This window comes from Cytobacillus sp. (genome assembly GCF_032154635.1).
In the GTDB taxonomy this organism is placed as follows: Bacteria; Bacillota; Bacilli; order Bacillales; family Cytobacillaceae; genus Cytobacillus.
In genome coordinates this window covers 88,699-109,673 of the sequence record NZ_JALDXW010000013.1, presented here as the reverse complement: position 1 = coordinate 109,673, position 20,975 = coordinate 88,699, and the positions used below count along the sequence as shown (strand labels likewise).

18 protein-coding genes are annotated in these 20,975 nt (G+C 38.6%); 13 read left to right on the top strand and 5 right to left on the bottom strand.

Features of this window, described 5'->3' with window-relative positions; genetic code table 11:
• The first annotated feature begins 165 nt into the window (after positions 1-165).
• Genes tatA through RUH74_RS11440 form a run of 5 tightly spaced genes read left to right on the top strand, consistent with a single transcriptional unit; the run spans position 166 to position 6,333 of the window.
• Positions 166-372, top strand: a complete 207-nt coding sequence (gene tatA, locus RUH74_RS11460; RefSeq protein ID WP_313800438.1) for a twin-arginine translocase TatA/TatE family subunit — start codon at positions 166-168, stop codon at positions 370-372.
• Positions 373-388: 16 nt separating this feature from the next.
• Positions 389-1,297 (top strand): 4Fe-4S dicluster domain-containing protein, encoded by a 909-nt coding sequence (locus RUH74_RS11455; RefSeq protein WP_313800437.1) that lies wholly within the window; start codon positions 389-391, stop codon positions 1,295-1,297.
• A gap of 39 nt (positions 1,298-1,336) precedes the next feature.
• Positions 1,337-2,617 carry an NrfD/PsrC family molybdoenzyme membrane anchor subunit gene (gene nrfD / locus RUH74_RS11450; protein WP_313800436.1) on the top strand — a complete coding sequence of 427 codons (1,281 nt, stop codon included), beginning with the start codon at positions 1,337-1,339 and terminating at the stop codon, positions 2,615-2,617.
• A 2-nt stretch (positions 2,618-2,619) separates the two neighbouring features.
• A complete protein-coding gene (locus RUH74_RS11445; protein ID WP_313800435.1) occupies positions 2,620-5,718 on the top strand; it encodes a molybdopterin-dependent oxidoreductase in 3,099 nt (1,032 codons plus the stop codon).
• Between the two features lie 24 nt (positions 5,719-5,742).
• Positions 5,743-6,333 carry a molecular chaperone TorD family protein gene (locus RUH74_RS11440; RefSeq protein ID WP_313800434.1) on the top strand — a complete coding sequence of 197 codons (591 nt, stop codon included), beginning with the start codon at positions 5,743-5,745 and terminating at the stop codon, positions 6,331-6,333.
• A 46-nt stretch (positions 6,334-6,379) separates the two neighbouring features.
• Here RUH74_RS11440 and RUH74_RS11435 read toward each other — a convergent pair whose 3' ends face one another.
• The gene (locus RUH74_RS11435; protein WP_053479034.1) at positions 6,380-6,607 is read right to left on the bottom strand and encodes a DUF1128 domain-containing protein; all 228 of its coding nucleotides are present in this window, start codon (positions 6,605-6,607) and stop codon (positions 6,380-6,382) included.
• Positions 6,608-6,829: 222 nt separating this feature from the next.
• On the opposite strand from RUH74_RS11435, the gene RUH74_RS11430 reads away from it, so the two are divergent.
• Genes RUH74_RS11430 through RUH74_RS11420 form a run of 3 tightly spaced genes read left to right on the top strand, consistent with a single transcriptional unit; the run spans position 6,830 to position 8,509 of the window.
• Positions 6,830-7,300, top strand: a complete 471-nt coding sequence (locus tag RUH74_RS11430; protein ID WP_313800433.1) for a low molecular weight protein-tyrosine-phosphatase — start codon at positions 6,830-6,832, stop codon at positions 7,298-7,300.
• A gap of 20 nt (positions 7,301-7,320) precedes the next feature.
• Complete coding sequence (locus RUH74_RS11425; protein ID WP_313800432.1) at positions 7,321-7,656, top strand: YtxH domain-containing protein; 336 nt, start codon at positions 7,321-7,323, stop codon at positions 7,654-7,656.
• 28 nt (positions 7,657-7,684) lie between these two features.
• On the top strand, positions 7,685-8,509 hold the full coding sequence (locus RUH74_RS11420) for a YihY/virulence factor BrkB family protein (RefSeq protein ID WP_313800431.1): 825 nt from the start codon (positions 7,685-7,687) through the stop codon (positions 8,507-8,509).
• Between the two features lie 412 nt (positions 8,510-8,921).
• On the opposite strand, the gene RUH74_RS11415 is transcribed toward RUH74_RS11420, so the two are convergent.
• The gene (locus RUH74_RS11415) at positions 8,922-10,847 is read right to left on the bottom strand and encodes a heavy metal translocating P-type ATPase (protein ID WP_313800430.1); all 1,926 of its coding nucleotides are present in this window, start codon (positions 10,845-10,847) and stop codon (positions 8,922-8,924) included.
• 191 nt (positions 10,848-11,038) lie between these two features.
• A complete protein-coding gene (locus RUH74_RS11410) occupies positions 11,039-12,220 on the bottom strand; it encodes an MFS transporter (RefSeq protein WP_313800429.1) in 1,182 nt (393 codons plus the stop codon).
• Between the two features lie 171 nt (positions 12,221-12,391).
• Between RUH74_RS11410 and cax the strand changes: the two genes are divergently transcribed.
• Together cax and RUH74_RS11400 are read left to right on the top strand one after the other, a co-directional pair.
• Positions 12,392-13,453, top strand: a complete 1,062-nt coding sequence (gene cax, locus RUH74_RS11405; RefSeq protein WP_396230006.1) for a calcium/proton exchanger — start codon at positions 12,392-12,394, stop codon at positions 13,451-13,453.
• Positions 13,454-13,873: 420 nt separating this feature from the next.
• Complete coding sequence (locus tag RUH74_RS11400) at positions 13,874-14,686, top strand: YfkD famly protein (protein WP_313800427.1); 813 nt, start codon at positions 13,874-13,876, stop codon at positions 14,684-14,686.
• 91 nt (positions 14,687-14,777) lie between these two features.
• Here the strand turns inward: RUH74_RS11400 and yfkAB are convergent, their stop codons facing one another.
• A complete protein-coding gene (gene yfkAB / locus RUH74_RS11395) occupies positions 14,778-15,914 on the bottom strand; it encodes a radical SAM/CxCxxxxC motif protein YfkAB (RefSeq protein ID WP_313800448.1) in 1,137 nt (378 codons plus the stop codon).
• A gap of 225 nt (positions 15,915-16,139) precedes the next feature.
• Here yfkAB and nhaC point away from each other — a divergent pair, with 225 nt between their 5' ends.
• Entirely contained in the window at positions 16,140-17,561 is a 1,422-nt protein-coding gene (gene nhaC / locus RUH74_RS11390; RefSeq protein WP_313800426.1) for a Na+/H+ antiporter NhaC, read from the top strand.
• Positions 17,562-17,606: 45 nt separating this feature from the next.
• Here the strand turns inward: nhaC and RUH74_RS11385 are convergent, their stop codons facing one another.
• Entirely contained in the window at positions 17,607-18,875 is a 1,269-nt protein-coding gene (locus tag RUH74_RS11385; protein WP_313800425.1) for an HTH domain-containing protein, read from the bottom strand.
• 172 nt (positions 18,876-19,047) lie between these two features.
• Between RUH74_RS11385 and RUH74_RS11380 the strand changes: the two genes are divergently transcribed.
• Together RUH74_RS11380 and RUH74_RS11375 are read left to right on the top strand one after the other, a co-directional pair.
• A complete protein-coding gene (locus tag RUH74_RS11380) occupies positions 19,048-20,175 on the top strand; it encodes a mandelate racemase/muconate lactonizing enzyme family protein (RefSeq protein ID WP_313800424.1) in 1,128 nt (375 codons plus the stop codon).
• Positions 20,172-20,903 (top strand): GNAT family N-acetyltransferase, encoded by a 732-nt coding sequence (locus tag RUH74_RS11375; RefSeq protein WP_313800423.1) that lies wholly within the window; start codon positions 20,172-20,174, stop codon positions 20,901-20,903. The genes RUH74_RS11380 and RUH74_RS11375 overlap by 4 nt, the downstream gene beginning before the upstream one ends.
• The last annotated feature ends 72 nt before the right edge of the window (positions 20,904-20,975 follow it).

The following is a 20,975-nucleotide window of genomic DNA, read 5'->3' as shown; positions in this document are numbered from 1 at the left end:
GTGACAAAAAGGCAATTTTCAAACGGCGGATAGAAAGAAAACTTCTTTCTATCCGTCTTTTTGTGTTTAGGAAAATAGGGGTTCGCTCGTATTTTATAAAAGGTATCATTTTTGGCATGATACTTGCAGGTGTATTAATGAACATAAATAAAAGGATGTGAGGAAATGTTATCAAACATTGGTATTCCAGGATTGATTCTTATTTTAGTTTTGGCACTGATTATTTTTGGTCCGAAAAAGCTCCCTGAAATTGGAAGGGCTGTTGGACAAACATTAAGGGAGTTTAAAAAGTCAGCTCGTGAACTGACAAGTGACATGACTGAGGATGTACAGAAAGATATGAAAGAAGCAAAAGATACAGCATCAAAATAGAAAGGAGCTTATTAATATGGCCATTCAATCGAAAAGTCATTTACAACCTGAAGATTATTCAAAGCTAGCAGATCACTTTGTTCCAAATTCTGATAAAGTATTGGCGACAAGCCCATATGATTCAGAGTTAGGAAAGAATATGGCAAGAGATGCTAGAAAAGTGATTAATGGGAAACTAAAAATTGAAGATTTTCATAGGGTGTATTCTGCATCGCTAATTAAAGAATTTGGTGATCAATATGCAAGCGGACCTAGCGAGTCTAGTCGGAACTCTACAACCTCAGCGGGAACGGGGCCTAAATGGGGGATGGTTATTGATTTAAAAAAATGTGTGGGATGTGATACATGTACTGTCTCCTGCAAAGCGGAAAATAGAACGCCGCCTGGTATGTCTTATAATGTTGTCCTAGAAACGATTAAAGGTGATTATCCGAACTTTTCAATCACTAATTTACCGAAGCCTTGTATGCAGTGTGACAATCCTCCATGTGTTCAAGTATGTCCGACGAGGGCGACATATAAAATGGAGAATGGAATCGTCATCATTGATAATGATCGCTGTATTGGCTGCAGGTATTGCATGGTAGCATGTCCATATGGATCAAGATCTTATGACTTCGGGAACAGTTATGAACAAGAAATGATCGGATATAATGACGTAACAAGCCCAGAATATGGAATAGAGCGCGGGAAACGCAAAAAAGGAGCTGTTCCTGAAGAAACGGTAAGGAAGTGCAGCTTTTGTTATCATCGCCTCCAGCGAGGAGAAGAGCCGGCATGTGTGGAGACTTGTATAGGAGACGCACGCTATTTTGGTGATATGAATGACCCGAATAGTGTGGTTTCAAAGCTTGCCGCAAGTCCTAGAGCATTTCGTTTAAAGGAAGAGCTAGGAACAAAGCCAAGAGTTGTGTATTTAAGATAAGGGAGTATTTTATGACTTTCTAAATGAGGAGTGAATTTTGTGAATACGAAGGCAAACTTAGCTAACAATATGCTCACCCCTGAACATAAGAAAGGGAAGCTTGAAAAAATATACTGGCTTTTCTTATTCATTGTATTTGGTGTAGGGGTGTATTCAATTATTACTGGCTATTTTATGCAAGGAATGGAATCTACTTATCTATCTAATATTGTGCCATGGGGCGGATGGATTGCCTTTTATATATATTTTATTGGCTTAAGTGCTGGTTCGTTTTTATTATCTACATTAGTTTATGGATTTGGCATGGAGAAATTCGAAAAAATCGGTAGAGCTGCTTTGCTTTCAGCGATTGTCTGTATGATTACTGGTATTCTTTTTGTATTTTTGGATATCGGTCGTCCAGATCATGTCATGAATGCTGTAATCTATTGGAATGTAACGAGCACCATGTCGTGGGAAATCCATTTCTATATTGTTTATTTACTTTTACTAGTAGTTGAATTGTATTTTTCTATGAGAAGTGACCTTATTAAAATAGCAAAAAATAATGATTTTAAAGGAAAATTATCACGATACCTCATTTTTAACAAAAGGGAATATTCTGAGACAGATAAGGAGAAGGATAAAAAGCGCTTAAAGATAATGGGGATTATTGGAATCCCGCTTGCGATTTTCGGTGTTCATGGAGGAACAGGCTCCATCTTTGCAGTTCTAAAAGCACAGCCCTATTTAAATTCTGCACTGTTCCCATTAATTTTTATTATATCTGCGTTAGTATCTGGTACAGCCTTATCCATCGCGATCTATGTAATTAAATGTAAAGTGAAAAAACAGCAAGCAGATCATTCAATGATTCGTTCTTTAGGAAGTATGCTTGTCCTATTTATCGGTATTGAAATCATTATGGTATGGTATGAATTTTTAGTTGGATTTTATGGGTTAGAGCATGAGGAACTCGGCACGCTTCAATTAATAATGGGCAGTCCTTACTCATGGTCATTCTGGCTCTTTCAAATGGGATTTGCCTTGTTTTTTCCGCTTATCCTATTAGTCATCAAAAAAACACGAGAATCCATTAATTGGATTCTAGCTGCTTCTGTCATGGTGCTAATTGGTGTGATTGGGGTGCGCTTCAATATGGTGATTCCAACATTAATCATGCCAAAAATGGAAGGAATGCCATATGGAAATTATTATATGAATCTCTCTGAATGGTTAACATCTTTTGGAGTCATTGCCATGTGTCTCATTCTTTATACAATTGGCGAAAAACTATTTCCAATAGATGAATTAGACACTCACAAAAAGGGGAGTGAGTAATTATGAGTAAGGATAAAATGAATCGAAGAGGTTTTCTAAAAGCACTTGGATCAATTGGCGCGGTTGCGATTATTGGTCCTGCATTTATTGGCCCAGTAAAACAGGTCATTAACGGAGTATGGGTAGATGAAGAACATGGAGTTGGCACTGATTATCAAGATTATACAGCAGAGAATGTCATTTTTACATCGTGTCAGCAATGTAATTCCACTTGCACGATTAAAGCTTATATTGTAGCTGGAAGTACTGGAGGAGCATACACATCGATTATTAGAAAAATTGCTGGAAATCAATACAGTCCAATTAATATGGTTCCTTATGGCCATATAAACTATGATACTCCTCTTGAACAAGCGGTAAAAGGAACTGGAGATGTAGCTAGAAGCGGCAGAGGGTTCCGTGGGGGACGTACTTGTTTAAAAGGACAAGCTGGAATACAAACTGCATATGATACATTTCGTGTACAGCATCCATTAAAAAGAGTGGGTGAACGAGGAAGTGGAATATGGAAAACACTAACTTGGGAAGAAGCCTACAAAGAAATTCTAGAAGGCAGCAAGGATTTAAAAACTCCATCCTTAAAAGACTTATGGGCATTTGCTCCAGAGGAAAAAGTCATGGCTGACTGGGATAAAGTAAAAACAGGGGAAATGGAAAAATCAGCTTTTGATCAAAAATATCAAGATCTATTAATCGATACAAATCATCCTGATTTAGGACCAAAATCGAATCAAATTGCAATTATGGCTGGGCATCGAAGGGACTTCATTGAACGTTTAGCAACGAAAAGCTTAGGTACAGCTAATTACTATGACCATGGCGGTTATTGCGGAATCACGAGTGTGATGGGCAACGTTCGTTCTTTCGATGCAACAAAACAGAAAAAACGGATGATCCCAGACTATGAGAAAGTAGAATATGTATTAGTATGGGGTACCAATCCTATGACAGCAAACCGTGGCCCTACTACATTTGCACCACAAATTACAAATGCAATTGAACGTGGGATGAAAATGGTTGTTATTGATCCCCGCTATAGTAAGACAGCTGAAAAAGCAGATGTATGGGTTCCGGTAAAACCAGGTGGTGATGGTGCACTAGCAATGGCCATGTGCAGATGGGTTATTGAGAATAAACGCTATGATGAAATATACTTGCGAAACCCGAATGAAGGAGCTGCACATTTAGATAATGAACCGACATGGAGTGATGCCTCTTATCTTGTTAATGTTGGAGATCCGAAGAGACCGTTTTTAAGAGCGAAGGATTTAGGTTTAGGTGAAGACGAATTTGTTGTTCTTGAGAAAGGAAATCCTGTTCCACATACAAAAGCGACAGATGGTGATTTAGAGGTAAATACCATGATCAATGGAATGAAGGTGAAATCTACTTTTACCATTTTCAAGGAGAAGGCGTTTGAAAAAACATTAGAGGAATATTCGGCCCAGTGTGATGTATCTGTAGAGGTAATTACCCAAATAGCGAAAGAGTTTACTTCACATGGCAAGAAAGTAGGCATTCACTCCTATCGTGGACCAGCCATGCATACGAATGGATATTACAGCAGTCGTGCGATAAATATGTTAAACCATTTAGTGGGCAATCATGATTGGGTTGGAGGCGACACGGCATTAGGTGCAAAATATAAAACAACTGAAGGGCGATATGATTTAGCCTCTGTACCAAATCCAAACATTTCTTGGGGAATACCAGTTACTCGTCATAAAACACCGTATGAAAAAACAACATTATTCGAAAAAGATGGCTATCCGGCTAAAAGACCTTGGTATCCTTTAGGGAACAAACTTATTCAAGATGTTCTCCCGAGTGCTGCAGAGGGTTATCCGTATAAGATTAGAGCGCTTTTCATGAATAGGACATCTCCAATCATGTCTGGCCCAAGGTCAGATATGCAGGAGAAATTCTTAAAAGATACAAAAGTAGTCGAACTTGTAGTATCCTCCGATATTGTAATTGGTGAATCAACAAAATATGCTGATTTTATTTTGCCTGATTTATCCTACCTGGAGAGCTGGAATACAGAGGCAATTTTCCCTATATTGAAATATAAATTTGCAAGTGTTATTCAGCCTGTAACTAGAGTTGTACCAAATGCAAGACAGACTGAACAAGTATATATCGATCTCTTGAAAGAAATGGGATTGCCAGGTGTTGGGGATAATGCGCTTGCTGATGGATCTCCAATTAATTGTCCTGAAGATTATTATTTAAAAATGATTGCGAATATTGCCTTCGATGGAAAGCAGGCTGTAAAGGATGCAAGTCAAGAAGAAATGGAGATTTTCGAGAAAGCTAGGAAACTTGCATTGGGAAAATATTTTGATATAAATAGGCTGAAAAGTTCTGTTAAACCAGATGAATGGAAAAAGGTTGTATATGTCCTAAATCGTGGTGGAAGATATGAGGCTCAGGGAGATGAACATATTGGGCCGCATATTAAATATCAATGGGCGAATCTAGTACATTTTTATGATGAAAAGGCAGCGGGATTTAAAAGCTCCTATACAGGTAAGTTTTTTGAGGGAGTGGCTTTTTCAGATGAAATTAGGAAATATAATGGTGAGGTATATAAATCCAATAAGTCATTTCAGTTTATTAACTGGAAATCAAGGAACATGGGAACACATCGAAATGAAAGTAACGCGTGGCTACGTGAAGTTCGAGATGAGAATTATTTATGGATGAACCCGATAGATGCAAAGAGAAAAGGCATTGAAACAGCTGATTTTGTTCATATCATTTCCAACAATACGAAAGAAAAAGCAAGGGTACTCGTCACACCAGGAATTAAACCAGGAGTTGTAGGTGCAAACTTTAGCTTTGGTCACTATGCATACGGTTCAAGTGAGGAAAAAATTGATGGGAAAACAATAAAACCGGCAGAGAAGTATGGCCACCTCCCATTTAATACGAATACACCAATGCATGAAGAATCAGGATATACGAGAGGACGAGGCCAAGGATTCTCTGTAAATGCATTAGCTGATAAGGATGATAGTTATTTCGAAGGATATTTAGCGGACCTATTAATTGGAGGGCCTGCCCAGCAGGATGTTTTTGTTGACATTGAAAAAGTCTAAATACAAAAGGTGATCATGATGAATATGTCGAAAGAGGAACAATATGGCCAACTTGTTTTAACCAATATTTTGTCTTGTGTTTGGCTAGGAGAATGGGATCGGTATGAAGAAACTTTTTCAAATATGGATGAAGAATTAATAAAGAACTTCCCATTCCACTTTTATTATGAGCGAGAAGAAGTAAATTTATGGCATGAGAATCACTTTTTAATTCCTGGTGACTATTTTGTCTCGCCTTACTTTTCTTCTTATATTAAAAAGGGGCATGATGAACACGAGGAACGGAAGAAAGATTTACTTTGCCTAATTGGATTATACGAGAAGATCGGTTTCCTTTATCCTCTTGAAAAGGAGATTTATCCAGATCATTTTGGATGCCTTACAGCTTTTCTAGGTTCTGTAATTCAAGAAAGCATAGAATCTGATGATGAAAAGGATGAAGAGTATAAATACAAGCTTATTGAATTAAATCAATATATAATTGGACGTTATATTTTCCCGGTTCTGCAAGTACTGAGGAAAAATGCAGAACCAAAGATTAGGCATCCATTTTTTAAAGAATTTCTGAATTTTTATATTCAGATTATGACAGAAGAAAAAGATAATGCTGCTTGAGAAAAAAGATGGTAGTAAAAAATACAGCCTTTAAAGGCTGTATTTTTTACTTGTTTTTTCTTAGACTGCCGAGTTCCTCAACTAAAGCCTGCATTTCGTTCGGACTAAAGGAGTTCTTTTTCATGACAAGGTCATAAATATCCTTTAATTCCTCGTACATTTCCTCATCGAAATGCGATGGTTTTATCGCTCCTAAATTTAAAACCTTAAGCTTATTCTTAATCTCTTCAATCATGTATTCCACATTTTCAGTTGACTTTATAGTAAGATTCACCTAGACATCCCCTCCCAGAATTATCATATTCTACTTGCTGAAAAAAAATTATTTTTATTTCAATAAATTTAACGACAATGTTTGTTCGTAATGATGAGTGTGGAGTTTCCACTTTTCGTATTCCATCTTTCCATGTTCATTACTAAATGTCAACAGTATTATTGATATGGGTTGCAGAAGGCAGCAATTTGAAAGAAAATGATGACAAGGAGGAATTGAAACATGATTAACGTTTTATTTGTATGTTTAGGAAATATTTGCCGGTCGCCGATGGCGGAAGCAATGTTTCGAGACCTTGTAAAGAGGGAAGGATTGGAACATAAAGTCCATATAGATTCAGCGGGTACTGGAGACTGGCATGTTGGCAGTCAGCCGCATGAAGGAACGAGAGGCATTTTGGCAAAATACAATATTCACGCAGAGGGCCTCCGTGCTCGGCAAATGCGAGAAAGTGACTTACAAGATTTTCAATACATAGTGGCGATGGATGCTTCTAATGTTCAAAATATCAGAAAGCTTGTCAAGGAAAACTCTCATGCGCATATTGTAAGACTTCTTGATTATGTTGATGAAAAACAAGACAAGGATATTCCCGATCCTTATTTTACGGGGGATTTTGAGGAAACATATGAGCTTGTGAAAATAGGATGTACAAATTTATTAAAAGAAGTGCGCAGGAACCATAATATATAAGAAAGTGAGTGTGTAAAAAAATGGGGAAATCATTATTTTGGAAAGGTGTATTTTTAGGTGCAATAGCAGGCGGTGCATTAAGTTTATTTGATAAGGATACAAGACAAGCCGTCGCAGCAAATTGTAAAAAGACAACAGGTGAGATTTCACATTATATAAAGCATCCTAACGAGGCGATTAGTCAAGTGAAGGAAATGACCAATAAGGTGAAATCAACGATTGAGCAAGTTACTTCTGATGTCTCTTTTATTGCTAGCAAAGTGGAAGAATTAAAGGAAGGGACGTCAGAAAATACTGGACTAGATGATGATTTTGATGAGTCATACAAAGAGTGGCCTATTGAAGATAAGAATTAAGCGGAAATGAAAGGAGGGAGGTGTTGAAATGGGACAAGCATTCTCGGCTCTTTTTTCGAGATTAATAAGAAGAATATTTAAAAATGATCTATTCGGTCTTGCTGCTCAATTGGCCTATTTCTTCCTGCTATCTCTCTTTCCGTTGCTTTTATTTTTAGTAACTCTCTTGCCCTACTTGCCAATCACTCAGGAGGATATCCTTGGAGTCATCCGTGATTTTGCACCAGGAGATAGTATGCAATTAATTGAAACAAATATTAATGAACTGTCACAAAAAAATGGAAAGCTACTCTCTTTTGGAATTATTGCAACAATCTGGTCTGCCTCGAATGGCATTAATGCCATTGTTAAAGCGCTGAATTCAGCTTATGAAGTAGAGGAAAGCCGTCCATTCCTTATTGCTAGAGGGATGGCCATTTTATTTACCTTTGCGATGCTATTTGTTTTTGTTGTTGCCTTGCTTCTTCCGGTATTTGGAAAGTTGATTGGGATCTATTTATTTGCTAAGTTTGGCCTTTCTGATGAGTTTATGTCGATATGGAATACGCTTAGATGGCTCGTTAGTTCACTCATATTATTTATTGTGTTTACGGGGCTTTATTGGATTGCCCCTAATAAAAAATTAAAGTGTCTAACTGTTGTTCCAGGAGCTATATTTGCTACAGTCGGATGGATTTTATCCTCCTTAGCATTTTCCTATTATGTAACGAATTTTGGCAACTATTCTGCAACCTATGGAAGTATTGGTGCAATCATTGTATTAATGATTTGGTTTTATCTAACAGGGATCATCATCATTATTGGGGGAGAAATCAATGCCATTTTCAGTAAATATAAAAGCGATGATTGTTAAAAAGATGCTATAAGTTTCCTTTGATAAAAACTTGCTTCTGTTAAAGAATAAGATAGGGGAAATGATACATTATTAAAGGAGGCAGCCGAATTGACAAAGCAAACGAAAAAAGATGGCGGAACAAAGCAGAAGGGCAAGAACAAGCCGAAACAAAAAACATCCGGTTCTGCAAACGGACAAAATGGATATCATTAAAGAAAAGCGCAAGCGCCTTGATCATCGCCGTACAAACTGGAAGGACCGCGACTGAAATAAAGGAGACACCAAGAGTGATAGCGAATGGATGTCGACTTATTGCAAGGAGGGGACCTGAAGTTTGATAGGCGATAGGCGCTGGAGCTAGACATTTCTTTAACTCCAAAGTGATAAATACTGGCATCATTAGAAAAGCCCGGGGAATCCCGGGCTGCTTTTATGACTTTAATAATCTTAAGCTATTGAGAATAACTAAAATGGTACTTCCCTCATGAGCGATAACACCGAAAGGAAGATCTACAAATTGAAGAAAGTTGGATGCAATTAAGAACATAATGATGGTGATGGAAAAGACGACATTTTGCTTAATAATGCGATTCATTCGTCTAGAAAGTTCGATGGCATCAGAAATGCGCGGCAAATCGTTTTTCATGAGAACGACATCTGCGGTTTCAAGTGCAACATCAGAGCCTTCCCCCATGGCAATTCCAACATTAGCAGTGGCAAGTGCAGGTGCATCATTAATGCCATCCCCAACCATTGCCACATGGTTATGGGATTCCTTAAGCTTTTTTAAATGCTCCACCTTGTTTTCTGGTAAACATTCGGCAATAAAGTCATCTAAGTGGGCCTCTTTTGCAATGGCTTTCCCTGTTTTTTTGCTGTCACCAGTTAGCATAATTGTATAAATCCCCTTGGCTTTTAATTGATCAATTGCTTTTTTGGTCTCTTCACGGACAACATCCTGCAGAGCGATAAGCGCAGCTATTTCATCATTTTTTTGAACAAAAACAACAGTTTTCCCTTCACTGGCCATTCGTTCCAAGGCACCATTAGAAAAGCTCTCAGCTGCTTCAAGCCCAACAAATGATGCTTTGCCAACTTTCCACTCAGCCTCAAGCAAGAAAGCCTTTACTCCCCAGCCTGGAACATCCTCCATCCTTTCAGGTGTAAGCAATGCCTTATCCAAGGTCTTCTTTGCATAATGAACAATGGCGTTCGCTAATGGATGAGTAGAGTGACTTTCGATGGAGGCAGCGATTAATAAAACTTCATCACTAGAAACGCCATCGGCCGCAAGAATATCGGTTACTTCAGGCTTTCCTTTTGTTAATGTGCCTGTTTTATCAAATGCAATTGCTTTGATGTGACTTAAGTTTTCTAAATGGACGCCTCCTTTAAAAAGAATCCCATGCCTTGCCCCATTTGAAATCGCAGATAAGGTAGCAGGCATAATCGATGCTACTAAAGCACAAGGGGAGGCAACAACTAGTAAAATCATCGCCCGGTAAAAGGTTTCCATCCAGCTCCATCCTAACAGGAAGTGGGGAAGAAACATCATCAATACAACAACTGTTAAGATGACTTTGACATATGTCCCTTCAAATCTTTCAATAAATAATTGTGAAGGGGATTTTTCACTTTGTGCTGATTGAACAAGCTGAATGATCTTTTGGAATAAGGTTTCGCTGTTTGGCTTGGTGATTTCAACCGTAATGGCGCCATTCAAATTAACCGTTCCAGCGAAAACTGGATCCTCTTTATCTTTGGACACGGGGATGGATTCCCCAGTAATTGCCGCCTCATCAATCGTTGTATGTCCTTTGGCTATTTTACCGTCAGATGGAATGCGTTCACCAGGTTTCACTAGTATGAAATCCCCGATGACTAATTCGGAAACATGGATTTTTTCTTCATATCCATCTGTGATTCGTAATGCTTGCTCGGGCTGGAGCTCCATTAATGCCGATATCTCTTTATGACTTTTGTTCATCGTATATGTTTCCATGGCACCGCTGACGGCAAAGATGAAAATGAGAATGGCGCCTTCTGTCCAGTAGCCAATTATGCATGAGCCAATTGCTGCAAAAATCATAAGCATTTCTACATTTAATTCTTTATTAGCAATGGTTTCCTCGATGCCTTCCTTTGCTTTAGCAAAACCGCCAATGATAAAGGCAACTATATAAGTGATGATTGAAGCAGTTGTAAGGCCATTTTTGTCTAGAAGCCATCCAGCTGCTATGAGAATACCGCTTAATAGTGCAGCAATTAATTCAGCATGTGGTTTAGCTTTTTCGAATACGCTTTTATTTTCGGCTAATGTTGTGCCTTGGCTTAAGGCTTTTACTTCAGTACTCATGATTTTTCCTCCTTTGTATGTGAATGTAGGTTCTTGTTGAGAAATAGAATCAACGTCAATTGCCCTATAAAACGACGAAAGCTGCCACCCGCAGGCGACAGCAAAAAAACATTGTAGACACATTTTTATTTAATGATATTAATTTTAGTTTACTATATAAGGAATGTAATGAACAGAAAAATGTTACCGTATTAACTATTAAAATATGATTTTTTTACAGCAGCTTGCTTTTGCCCAAATAAAACGACAATCAAGCAGATGAATAAAAGCATCATGCTAATAATATTGAAAAAGCTAATTGATTTGAAGTATTGAATAAAGACGCCACCGATATATGGCCCAATTAAACTGCCAACACTAAAGGCAACCCCACAAAGAAGATTTCCTGTCGGAAGCAAATTCTTTGGCATTAAGTCGGTCATGTAACTGATGCCAAGAGAGAAGGTTGAACCGACAACCATTCCTGCAATAAATAGGCAGATCATTAAAGCAATTATGCTTTCCTCCATGAAACTAGCTGCTGAAAAGCTTGAAAATCCAGCAAATAAAATAATCATCAATATGTTTCTTCTTCCATATTTATCACTAAGAATTCCCAATGGCAATTGAAAAACAATCGCCCCAATCGCAAAGGAGGTGAGCAGGATCGATACACTGGATACCTCAAGCCCAATCCTAAGCCCATAGACAGGAAAGCTCCCATTTAATGAAGCTTCAAGAAATCCGTAGCCTAAAGGAGGCAGAAATGCGACCCAGCCATATTTTGTTGCTTTTTTAAAACGCTTGATAGTTTCTTTAAATGAATTGACCTCGATTGTTTGCTCAGGAAAATCATTTTTTAATGTAAAAATAAATACCCACGCAATAAGGCAAAGAGCAGATGAAATGATAAACGGCAAAGCCTCATTTATTTTGACAAGCGGAGCCATTAATGGCCCAATTGCAAATCCGACGCCAAAAAATAACCCATATAAAGAAATATTCCTCCCTCTCTTATGCTCAGGGGATGAGGAAGTAATCCATGTTTGTGTCCCAAAGTGAAGGGCATGATCACCGATTCCAATTAACAATCTTAGGATGAACCAAAACCAAAAGGATTTCCACAAAGGAAAGAGAACCAATGAGAGTACAACCAGCAAGCCACCAAGAATAATGACCGGTTTATAGCCATATTTTCTTAAAGGATATTCCATAAAAGGGGAAATGAGCAAGATGCCTATATATAAGCCAGTCGCATTTAGTCCGTTTAAGCTGGAGGATATTCCCTCATTTTCAAAAATGATAGCGATAAGAGGGAGCAGCATTCCTTGGCTAAATCCGGAAATCGCAACAATACTAACTAAAATCCAAAACCTTGTATTTTCTTTATTCATTATGAATCCCTCTATTTCTGTTATTCGCTCACTACTGATGGTACTCGAGAATAATGGGGAATGGCAAGAAAAATAATGTTTTTAAATCGAATGTCAGGGAAGAATAACAAGACATATAAAGATGAAAACAAGCTGAAAGGAATGTGAATTTGGTTTAGAAGGGATGATGGAATAATGAATAAAATTTTTACTGTATTAGTATTTGCTGGGGTTCCGCTATCTGTCATCGGAACATGGATGCATTGGTCAAGTATTATCCTATTTATTATTTATTGTTTAACGATTATTGCATTAGCAAGTTTTATGGGGAGAGCAACTGAAAGCCTGGCAATTGTAGCGGGGCCAAGGATTGGCGGGTTATTGAATGCTACATTTGGAAATGCGGTTGAACTAATTATTTCAATTTTTGCGCTGAAAGAGGGCTTAATCGGCGTTGTCCTAGCTTCCTTAACCGGGTCTGTATTAGGAAATTTACTATTGGTTGCTGGTCTATCCTTTTTTATCGGTGGGCTTAAATATAAACGTCAAACCTTTAATGTGTTTGATGCTAGACATAATTCTGGGCTGCTCATGTTTGGTGTCATTGTTGCTTTTGTCATTCCTGAGATTTTTTCGCAGACGATGTCCGAAAGTAAAACATTAAGTTTTAGTGTAGGGATCTCTATTATTTTGATTGTTTTATACTTAGCAGCTTTACTTTTCAAGCTTGTTACCCATCGAGGAGTATATCAGACGGATGACGTTAGTGAAGGGCGGCATAAAGAGGAAGAGCCTGAATGGGGGAAAGGCAAAGCCATTACAGTTCTTCTTTTGGCAACGGTAGCAGTCGCATATGTTTCAGAAAATTTAGTGCATACGTTTCAATCTGTTGGAGAAACATTTGGCTGGTCAGAGCTGTTTATCGGGGTTGTTATTGTTGCCATTGTAGGGAATGCAGCAGAGCATGCATCAGCAATCATTATGGCGTATAAGAATAAAATGGATATTGCTGTTGAAATTGCCATTGGCTCAACCTTGCAAGTAGCGATGTTTGTCGCACCTCTTCTTGTTTTAATATCTTTAATGTTTCCTACTGCAATGCCATTAGTATTCACACTTCCAGAGCTCATAACAATGGTCACAGCAGCCTTACTTATGATTATCCTTTCTAATGATGGGGAAACGAATTGGTTTGAAGGAGCAACATTGCTTGCAGCTTATTTAATAATGGGAATAGGATTTTATCTATTGTAGAAATGCCCACTTTGAAGAATGGTTTTTGCGAATAAAAAACGACTCTGCAACAGTCGCAGAGTCGTGTCTATTCATCCGTTTAGAAAAGGAATGTTAATCTACTCGCTTGAAAAGGCATTGATCACCAACTTTCATGCTGTTATTTAACCATAAAAGCTATATTGGAACGATGATTTCTTTGCAATAAAAATGTCATCCTCCTTTATTAGTAAGCGAATCGACTACGGCCCTCCTTTACCTTTTAAGTAAATTTATTATACTTTAATTATTGATATTTGTAAATATTCTGATTTTTACAAATGTATTACAAAATATGTGAAATAGAGTTTATTTTATTTCTATGAATGGATAAGATTACACAACTCCGAAAAAACTATAAGCAAACCTAAATAGTTTGTGATTTGAAAGGAGTTTATCAGCATGAAAAAGTACTTGTCCATTTTCTTATTAGGTCTCATTCTTATATTTACACTTCAACATCCTGCTGGAGCAGATAAAGAGCAGAAAAAGGATGAGCCAAAGGGAGTAACAATTCCGAATTCGGTTTTGCAAATTACTAAAGAAAATACGTATCCGAATCCGGCTCAAGATATGCCGACTTTACAGCCTAGTGAACTAGCACAAAAGTTAATTGATTCGGCAAAGGTGAAGATTGAGAACCCTGATCTGATTCGTATGCTTAATGAAACGACGGTAAATAGCACACCATTTGCTATAGGGTATCGAGCCATCATTTATTTAGGGCAATGGCCGCTGAATTATGAGTCATCAGAAACATCACCAAACTGGGAGTATCAAAAGATTAATACTAATTATTTTGATAACCGAGGTGGAAAGGCCCCCTATCAAATTCATTATGTTCAAGAAGCTCAAAAAATTGTAAGAGGAGGACTTACAGCCAAAGTTCCAAGTACTGAGGATGTCAAAAAAATGATGCTTGTAAAAGCGATGGAGAAGTCAGGACTGCCGCTAGACTTCGAAACGATTATTGGTGCAGGAACGAAAAAGGATCATAAGTACAATATTCCGCCAAAGCGTTTAGGTTATTTATATGCCTATGCTCCCGCAGTCAACGAAAAAGGAAAAGTAACCTATGGAGAAGTATATATCATGCTAAAAGGAAACAAAAAAATGATTATCATCAAAAATATTACCTCACAAGGTGTGGGGGCTTGGATTCCAATCCAAGATCATGTTTCATTCGGCTTTATGGCATCCGAACACCCAAGATAATGTCCACGAACGGTGCCTGGCACCGCTCGTGGACAAAATGGTAGGGGTTGTTCTTTTCAGATGGACAGTTAATAAAACAACCAGCTGCTTTCTAGAGGCTGGTTGTTTTGTTTGTTAGCTGTGCTTTTCTATTTAAGAAATTAATATCCTTATAGTAGCTATTTTTCACTAATACATTCGGACCGAGGCAGCGAGCTTGTGGGCAATGGCAGTTCAATGATCCTGCAAGGTCAGACCCCATCCACTTTTGAAAAACATCTTCAAGTCCATCCGTCTGAATATTGCCTAGTGCAGGAGTGTCACCAAAGTCTGTCACAATCACATCGCCTGTAAAAATATTTACATTTAAACGGGAGCGCCCATCAGGATCATTTCGTACCGTTACATTTTTTGCAGCATAAAGCCGTTTTAATAATTCTAAATCCTCAGCATTCGAGCTGCACGCATAAAATGGAAGGGTGCCGAACAGCATCCATGTATCTTCATTTCGTATATCCAGTAAATGATGAATGGCTGAACGCATCTCCTCCAAAGAAAGTGTTTCTAATGTAGAGGCAAAATCGGAAGGATACATTGGGTGTATTTCATGACGTCCACAGTTCATTTCATCCACGATTTGCTTATGGATTTTTTCAAGGTATGGCAAGGTACGTTTATTAAGCATCGTTTCTGCAGAAACCATTACACCAGCCTTTGCCAACTCACGGCTATTCTCAATCATCCGATTGAACAGCTTCATCCTTTGCTCAACCGTTGGTTTGCGCTCCATCATCGCAAAGCCGCCTTCGACAAAATCCTCCTCTGTCCCCCAGTTATGGGAAATATGCAGCACATCAAGATATGGAATAATTGCCTCATAACGGCTCAGCTCGACTGTTAAGTTTGAATTAATCTGTGTCCGGACACCGCGATTATGCGCATAACGCAGTAAGGGAACAACATACTCTTCTACAGACTTTTTCGATAGCATAGGTTCTCCGCCTGTAATGCTCAAAGATCTCAAGTGTGGAACTTCCTCTAGCCTTTTAAGCAAGAAATCAACGGGCAATGCATTCGGATCCTTCGGCTGCAGCGTATAGCCAACAGCACAATGCTCACATCTCATATTACATAAAACAGTAGTCGTAAACTCAATATTAGATAAGGTGAGATTTCCATACTCCTCCATATCCATATATGCTTCCCATGGATCATACTTTGGGCTTATTTGCTTTTGTGTCTCTAACATCATTTTCTTCCTTTCTATTAACAACTGATATTATTCATTTTACAAACCATATTGTCAATAGATACTCATTAGCCAAAGGAAAAATAACTTCTCGACAGCCTATGCCAAAAAACCAATTGACTAGTAAGTGCATGAAAGTTTATTATATCTCTATTAGCGACTATTTAACGACAATTTTAAATTGTCTAATAACTGTTGTGTTTTTAGGGGTGGGGGAATGTTTATATGAAGAAAGAGATGTCGTTTAAGGTTGCCATCATACCGCTTGTTGTCATGATTATAGTAATGGCTCTTACGGTTGTCTTACTAGAACAGGGACCGCATATTCCTTTAATTGTCGGGACATCTGTTGCAGCCCTTGTTGCTTGGCGTTCGGGTTATAAGTGGAAGGAAATTGAAGAGGCCATGTATAAGGGGATACGCCTCGCTTTGCCAGCTGTTATTATTATCATGCTTGTTGGACTAACAATTGGTTCATGGATCGGCGGTGGAATTGTTGCCACCATGATCTTTTACGGCTTAAAGATCATCACACCTTCACTATTTCTTGTTACGATTTGTATCATATGCGCCATTGTATCTTTAGCGATTGGCAGTTCATGGTCAACGATGGGAACGATTGGTGTTGCTGGCATGGGAATCGGACTAAGCATGGGGATACCGGCTCCGATGGTGGCGGGAGCCATCATTTCCGGTGCTTATTTTGGGGATAAAATGTCACCGCTTTCAGATACGACAAACTTAGCGTCAGGGCTGACAAATACAGATTTATTTGTTCATATTAAACATATGTTTTATACAACCATTCCAGGGTTACTGATCGCATTAGTTACCTACGCATTTTTAGGAAGAAACTTTGGAAAAGGGAATGTGGATACAGGTAATATTGATCATATTATTGCCGTTCTGCAGGATCGTTTTGTGATCTCACCTTGGTTGTTAGTCATACCATTAATTGTCATTATTTTAGTAGCAAAAAAAGTTCCTGCTGTACCTGCCTTGGTCATAGGAATATTGCTTGGTTTCCTATCACAAATAGTCATCCAAGAAGGAAGTGTGGCAGACGCGGTTGCGACATTGCAAAGCGGATTTGTCATTAATACGGGAAATGAAATGGTCGACAAATTATTTAATGGTGGAGGATTAGACTCCATGATGTACACAGTTTCAATGACCATTGTCGCAATGACTTTTGGGGGAATACTTGAACATACAGGCATGCTTAACGCCATTGTTGCACAAATATTGAAGCTGGCTAAAACAGCAAAGAGCCTGGTAATTTCTACGATCGCCTCCTGTTTTGCGACAAATGCAGCTTGTTCTGAGCAATACATTTCCATTGTTATTCCATCACGTATGTTTGCAAAAGCTTATCGTGAGAAGGGGCTGCATTCGAAAAACCTATCGAGAGCACTCGAAGATGGGGGGACGCTAACATCTGTCTTCATTCCTTGGAATACATGTGGAGTTTTCATTTTTGGAACACTTGGGGTATCCGCATTTCAATATGCACCTTATGCGATAGTAAATTTTATTGTTCCAGTCATTTCGATCATCTTCGCTATAACTGGATTTTCAATTGTTAAATTAACAGAGTCAGAAAAGCTGGCACTGCAAAAAGAAGAAGAAGCTGCACTTAAGGGATAAGGAAAAAGGAAAGTTCATTTTCGAATGAGCTTTCCTTTTCCTGCATTATTGGTAAATAGGAAGATTCAAAATATATACTGCACGCGGACGGCCTTGCTGGTAAGTCATTTCCTCGCCAATTATGCGGATATATCCGTGATCAGCCAGTTTTTTGATGATTCTTTCCGTCGTTCTTCGTGATACTTGTAAATATTCACTAAGGTCTGCAGCAGTAAAATGATGGGTCTGTCTTTCCTTCCCAAACTGGATAAGCTTTGAAAGATTCGCGGGGCTTATTTTTGCCTTTTGAGCGATTTGAAGCAATTGCGGATGATCATTGACTAAACGCTGCTGCTTTTTCTCTCGAGGATAAGGACCTAATAACTTCTTGTCATTCGTCAAAATAAACATGCAGCATTCTTTCGCTTCTTTTTCTGCAAAGCGCAGAGCAACTAAGGCATTCTTATCTGCTTCCATAATCGTTGAACCAAAGCCAAAACCAATGGATACACCAGGAAAACCAGTAAAGTACTGTAGAAGGATATCCTGCTCCATTAAACCTTCGATATCCCCTCTAGTACTGTATAATGAATAACTAGAAGGGCTGATTTGTTGAATAGAGGCATGGATTGCACGTGCGATTGCCTCAATGAGGTTTTGAATTTCATTTTCTTGCAATTTTGTAGATATATAACCAACTGCCACTTGAGACGATTGACTTTTTTTATACATGGCTAACGATTTAGACTCTTTCAAACCCCGGATTAGGGCAATTTTGGGATCAGACGTACGCATAGAAGGGATCCCATGAACCACTAATTGATCATAAACAGCATGAATGCTTGTGATGGCTAAATCAATTTTTCCTTTTTCCCATAAGTTTTGATGGAAAGAAATGATCTCTTGTAAATTGAACTTGTCTGTATGAAGCATTTCTTCATAATCTATAACATACTTAGGGATTGTTTCGATATCTACAGAAGCAAGTACATTCTTAACGATGGCAGAGTCAAATAAATCCATAGAAATACGCTCCAAGGAAACTTGCTTATGATAGATTGCAGCAAGTAAAGAGGATGAAATCGTTAATTCATCCTGGGCTAAATAAAGAGTGGGAACTGGCAACTGCTCTCGTTCCTTTTTTGAAAAATAGTAGGGCAGCGAACCCGAAAAGAACACAATATCACAAGGTTTAAGATGACGAATCAAACTAGGTGCCTGTTGAGGATCCTGATAAATGTAACTGTCTAATTCGATGTCATTAATTGATGAAGCAACAGAATCGATGCGTTCGAAAAATTCAGCAGAGCTTATTACTGCAATTCTTGTTTTCATTCGTTCACCTCTTTATTATGGAACTGTCTTGCGCAAGCATCCTATCGCGTAACAAACTTCAGATTTCCTCTGTGATCGAAGGCTTTCGCTTTTCTTAATTAGCGACTATTTACCGACAACTATATCAAATAAATAGAATATTTGTAAATTAAAAGATAAAGGAGTTTTACATATGAAAATAACAGCTATTCATCTTTACGCAATTCACTTGCCGCTTCATGTGCCATTTGTTGTCAGTTACCATTCTTACGATTATATGCCATCTGTTATAGTGAAAATTGAAACAGATGAAGGCATTATTGGCTATGGGGAAGCGGTAGCGGATGAGCATGTAACGGGAGAGTCTTGGGAAGGCGTCTTCCAGATTCTCAAAAATACTCTTGCACCTGTTGTAATGGGGAAGAATCCGATGGAGATTGAAAAACTTCATGATGATATGAACCAAGCCATTTTTGGTGCACCGACTGCTAAAGCAGCCATAGATATTGCCTGTTTTGATATTATAGGCAAGAAACTGCAGCAGCCCGTTTATCAGCTAATCGGCGGCAGATACCATGATGAATTTCCGATCACACATGTATTGAGTATTGCAGAGCCTGAAGATATGGCTGTTGAAGCTGCAGCAATGGTTGAACAGGGATATCGCTCTTTTAAAATGAAGGTTGGAACAAATGTAAGTTTAGATGTTAAACGCATTCAAGCCGTCCGGTCAAGGGTAGGAGAAGAGATCGCCATTCGTGTAGACGTCAATCAAGGCTGGAAAAATAGCGCAACAACGTTAACCGCACTTAAACAATTGCAGGATTGTCATCTAGATTGGGTTGAGCAGCCGGTTGTAGCAGATGATATTGATGGCATGGTTGAAATAAAAGCGAAATCTGTCTTTCCGTTAATGATTGACGAAGGATTAAAGGGGCCGCGTGAGATGCTTGAGATTATCCAAAAGCGCGCTGCTGATAAAGTAAACATTAAATTAATGAAATGCGGGGGGATTTATCCAGCAGTCAAGCTGGCACATCAAGCCGAGCTTGCAGGAATGGAGTGCCAAATTGGATCTATGGTAGAATCCTCTATTGGTTCTGCGGCAGGTTTTCATGTTGCCTTTTCTAAAAAAGTGATTACGAGTGTAGAGCTGACTGGTCCGCTGAAATTCTCAAAGGATGTTGGCAATCTTCATTATGATGTGCCATTTATCCGGTTAACAGAAAGGCCAGGGCTTGGTGTGGACGTGAATGATGGAATGATTAGAGAATTAACGGTCTTTCAAGAGAGTGTTCATTTAAAGGAGGAGAATGTGTGAGTCACATTTACGAAGGAATGCTAAAAAATCAGCAGCTCCCCTTTGTTGTAAGAAAATTAACAATAGGAGATTTGCCAGAGATATTGAATGTGCAAAACCAAGTAATCCTTCAGCTGGAAAATAAGGAGCGGCTTCAGCCGCTAACGAATGAAGAATTTCAATTCATCTTAGAAGAAAATGGGTGGATGATTGGTGCATTTGTTGAGAGCCAGCTAATTGCCTTTCGTGCATTGTTAGTGCCTCCGATGGATGAGGAGCATTTAGGATGGGATATTGGTTTATCTGAAACGGAATTGCCCCAGGTCATTTACCAGGAAATTTCAAATGTGCTCCCGGCATTCCGCGGAAATCAATTGCAAAAAATATTGGCGGGCCTTATCATGCAGGAGTTAGCAAAGGAACAGCATTCATACCGTTATGTCTGCTGTACCGTTGCCCCTTTTAATATTCCAAGTCTTAAGGATAAATTTTCTCAAGGAATGAGGATTGCAGCCTTAAAAGAAAAATATGGCGGCAGTTTGCGCTATATTTTTGTGAAAGATTTGGGGGAAACAAGAGAACCTAAATATGAGGAAACTGTTTTTATTCCAATGAAGGAAATTAGTTTACAACAAGCAAAACTAGCTGAAGGCTGGCAAGCCATACAAATGGAAGAACGAGCAGGAGAATGGTGGCTGCAATACACAGTGTCCACCGCCGGTGCCTGGCACCGCTCGTGGACAAATTAGGTGGTTTTGTCCATGTGAGGTAGACAGTAGTATTGTCGCAGCATACGAAAAATATATTTGCGCAGAAATCGA

What these genes read in the sequence shown, in the direction of transcription:
- tatA (WP_313800438.1), top strand. Translation starts at nt 166, where the DNA reads ATGTTATCAAACATTGGTATTCCAGGATTGATTCTTATTTTAGTTTTG.
- RUH74_RS11455 (WP_313800437.1), top strand. Translation starts at nt 389, where the DNA reads ATGGCCATTCAATCGAAAAGTCATTTACAACCTGAAGATTATTCAAAG.
- RUH74_RS11445 (WP_313800435.1), top strand. Translation starts at nt 2,620, where the DNA reads ATGAGTAAGGATAAAATGAATCGAAGAGGTTTTCTAAAAGCACTTGGA.
- RUH74_RS11440 (WP_313800434.1), top strand. Translation starts at nt 5,743, where the DNA reads ATGTCGAAAGAGGAACAATATGGCCAACTTGTTTTAACCAATATTTTG.
- RUH74_RS11430 (WP_313800433.1), top strand. Translation starts at nt 6,830, where the DNA reads ATGATTAACGTTTTATTTGTATGTTTAGGAAATATTTGCCGGTCGCCG.
- RUH74_RS11425 (WP_313800432.1), top strand. Translation starts at nt 7,321, where the DNA reads ATGGGGAAATCATTATTTTGGAAAGGTGTATTTTTAGGTGCAATAGCA.
- RUH74_RS11420 (WP_313800431.1), top strand. Translation starts at nt 7,685, where the DNA reads ATGGGACAAGCATTCTCGGCTCTTTTTTCGAGATTAATAAGAAGAATA.
- RUH74_RS11415 (WP_313800430.1), bottom strand. Translation starts at nt 10,847, where the DNA reads ATGAGTACTGAAGTAAAAGCCTTAAGCCAAGGCACAACATTAGCCGAA.
- RUH74_RS11410 (WP_313800429.1), bottom strand. Translation starts at nt 12,220, where the DNA reads ATGAATAAAGAAAATACAAGGTTTTGGATTTTAGTTAGTATTGTTGCG.
- RUH74_RS11400 (WP_313800427.1), top strand. Translation starts at nt 13,874, where the DNA reads ATGAAAAAGTACTTGTCCATTTTCTTATTAGGTCTCATTCTTATATTT.
- yfkAB (WP_313800448.1), bottom strand. Translation starts at nt 15,914, where the DNA reads ATGTTAGAGACACAAAAGCAAATAAGCCCAAAGTATGATCCATGGGAA.
- nhaC (WP_313800426.1), top strand. Translation starts at nt 16,140, where the DNA reads ATGAAGAAAGAGATGTCGTTTAAGGTTGCCATCATACCGCTTGTTGTC.
- RUH74_RS11385 (WP_313800425.1), bottom strand. Translation starts at nt 18,875, where the DNA reads ATGAAAACAAGAATTGCAGTAATAAGCTCTGCTGAATTTTTCGAACGC.
- RUH74_RS11380 (WP_313800424.1), top strand. Translation starts at nt 19,048, where the DNA reads ATGAAAATAACAGCTATTCATCTTTACGCAATTCACTTGCCGCTTCAT.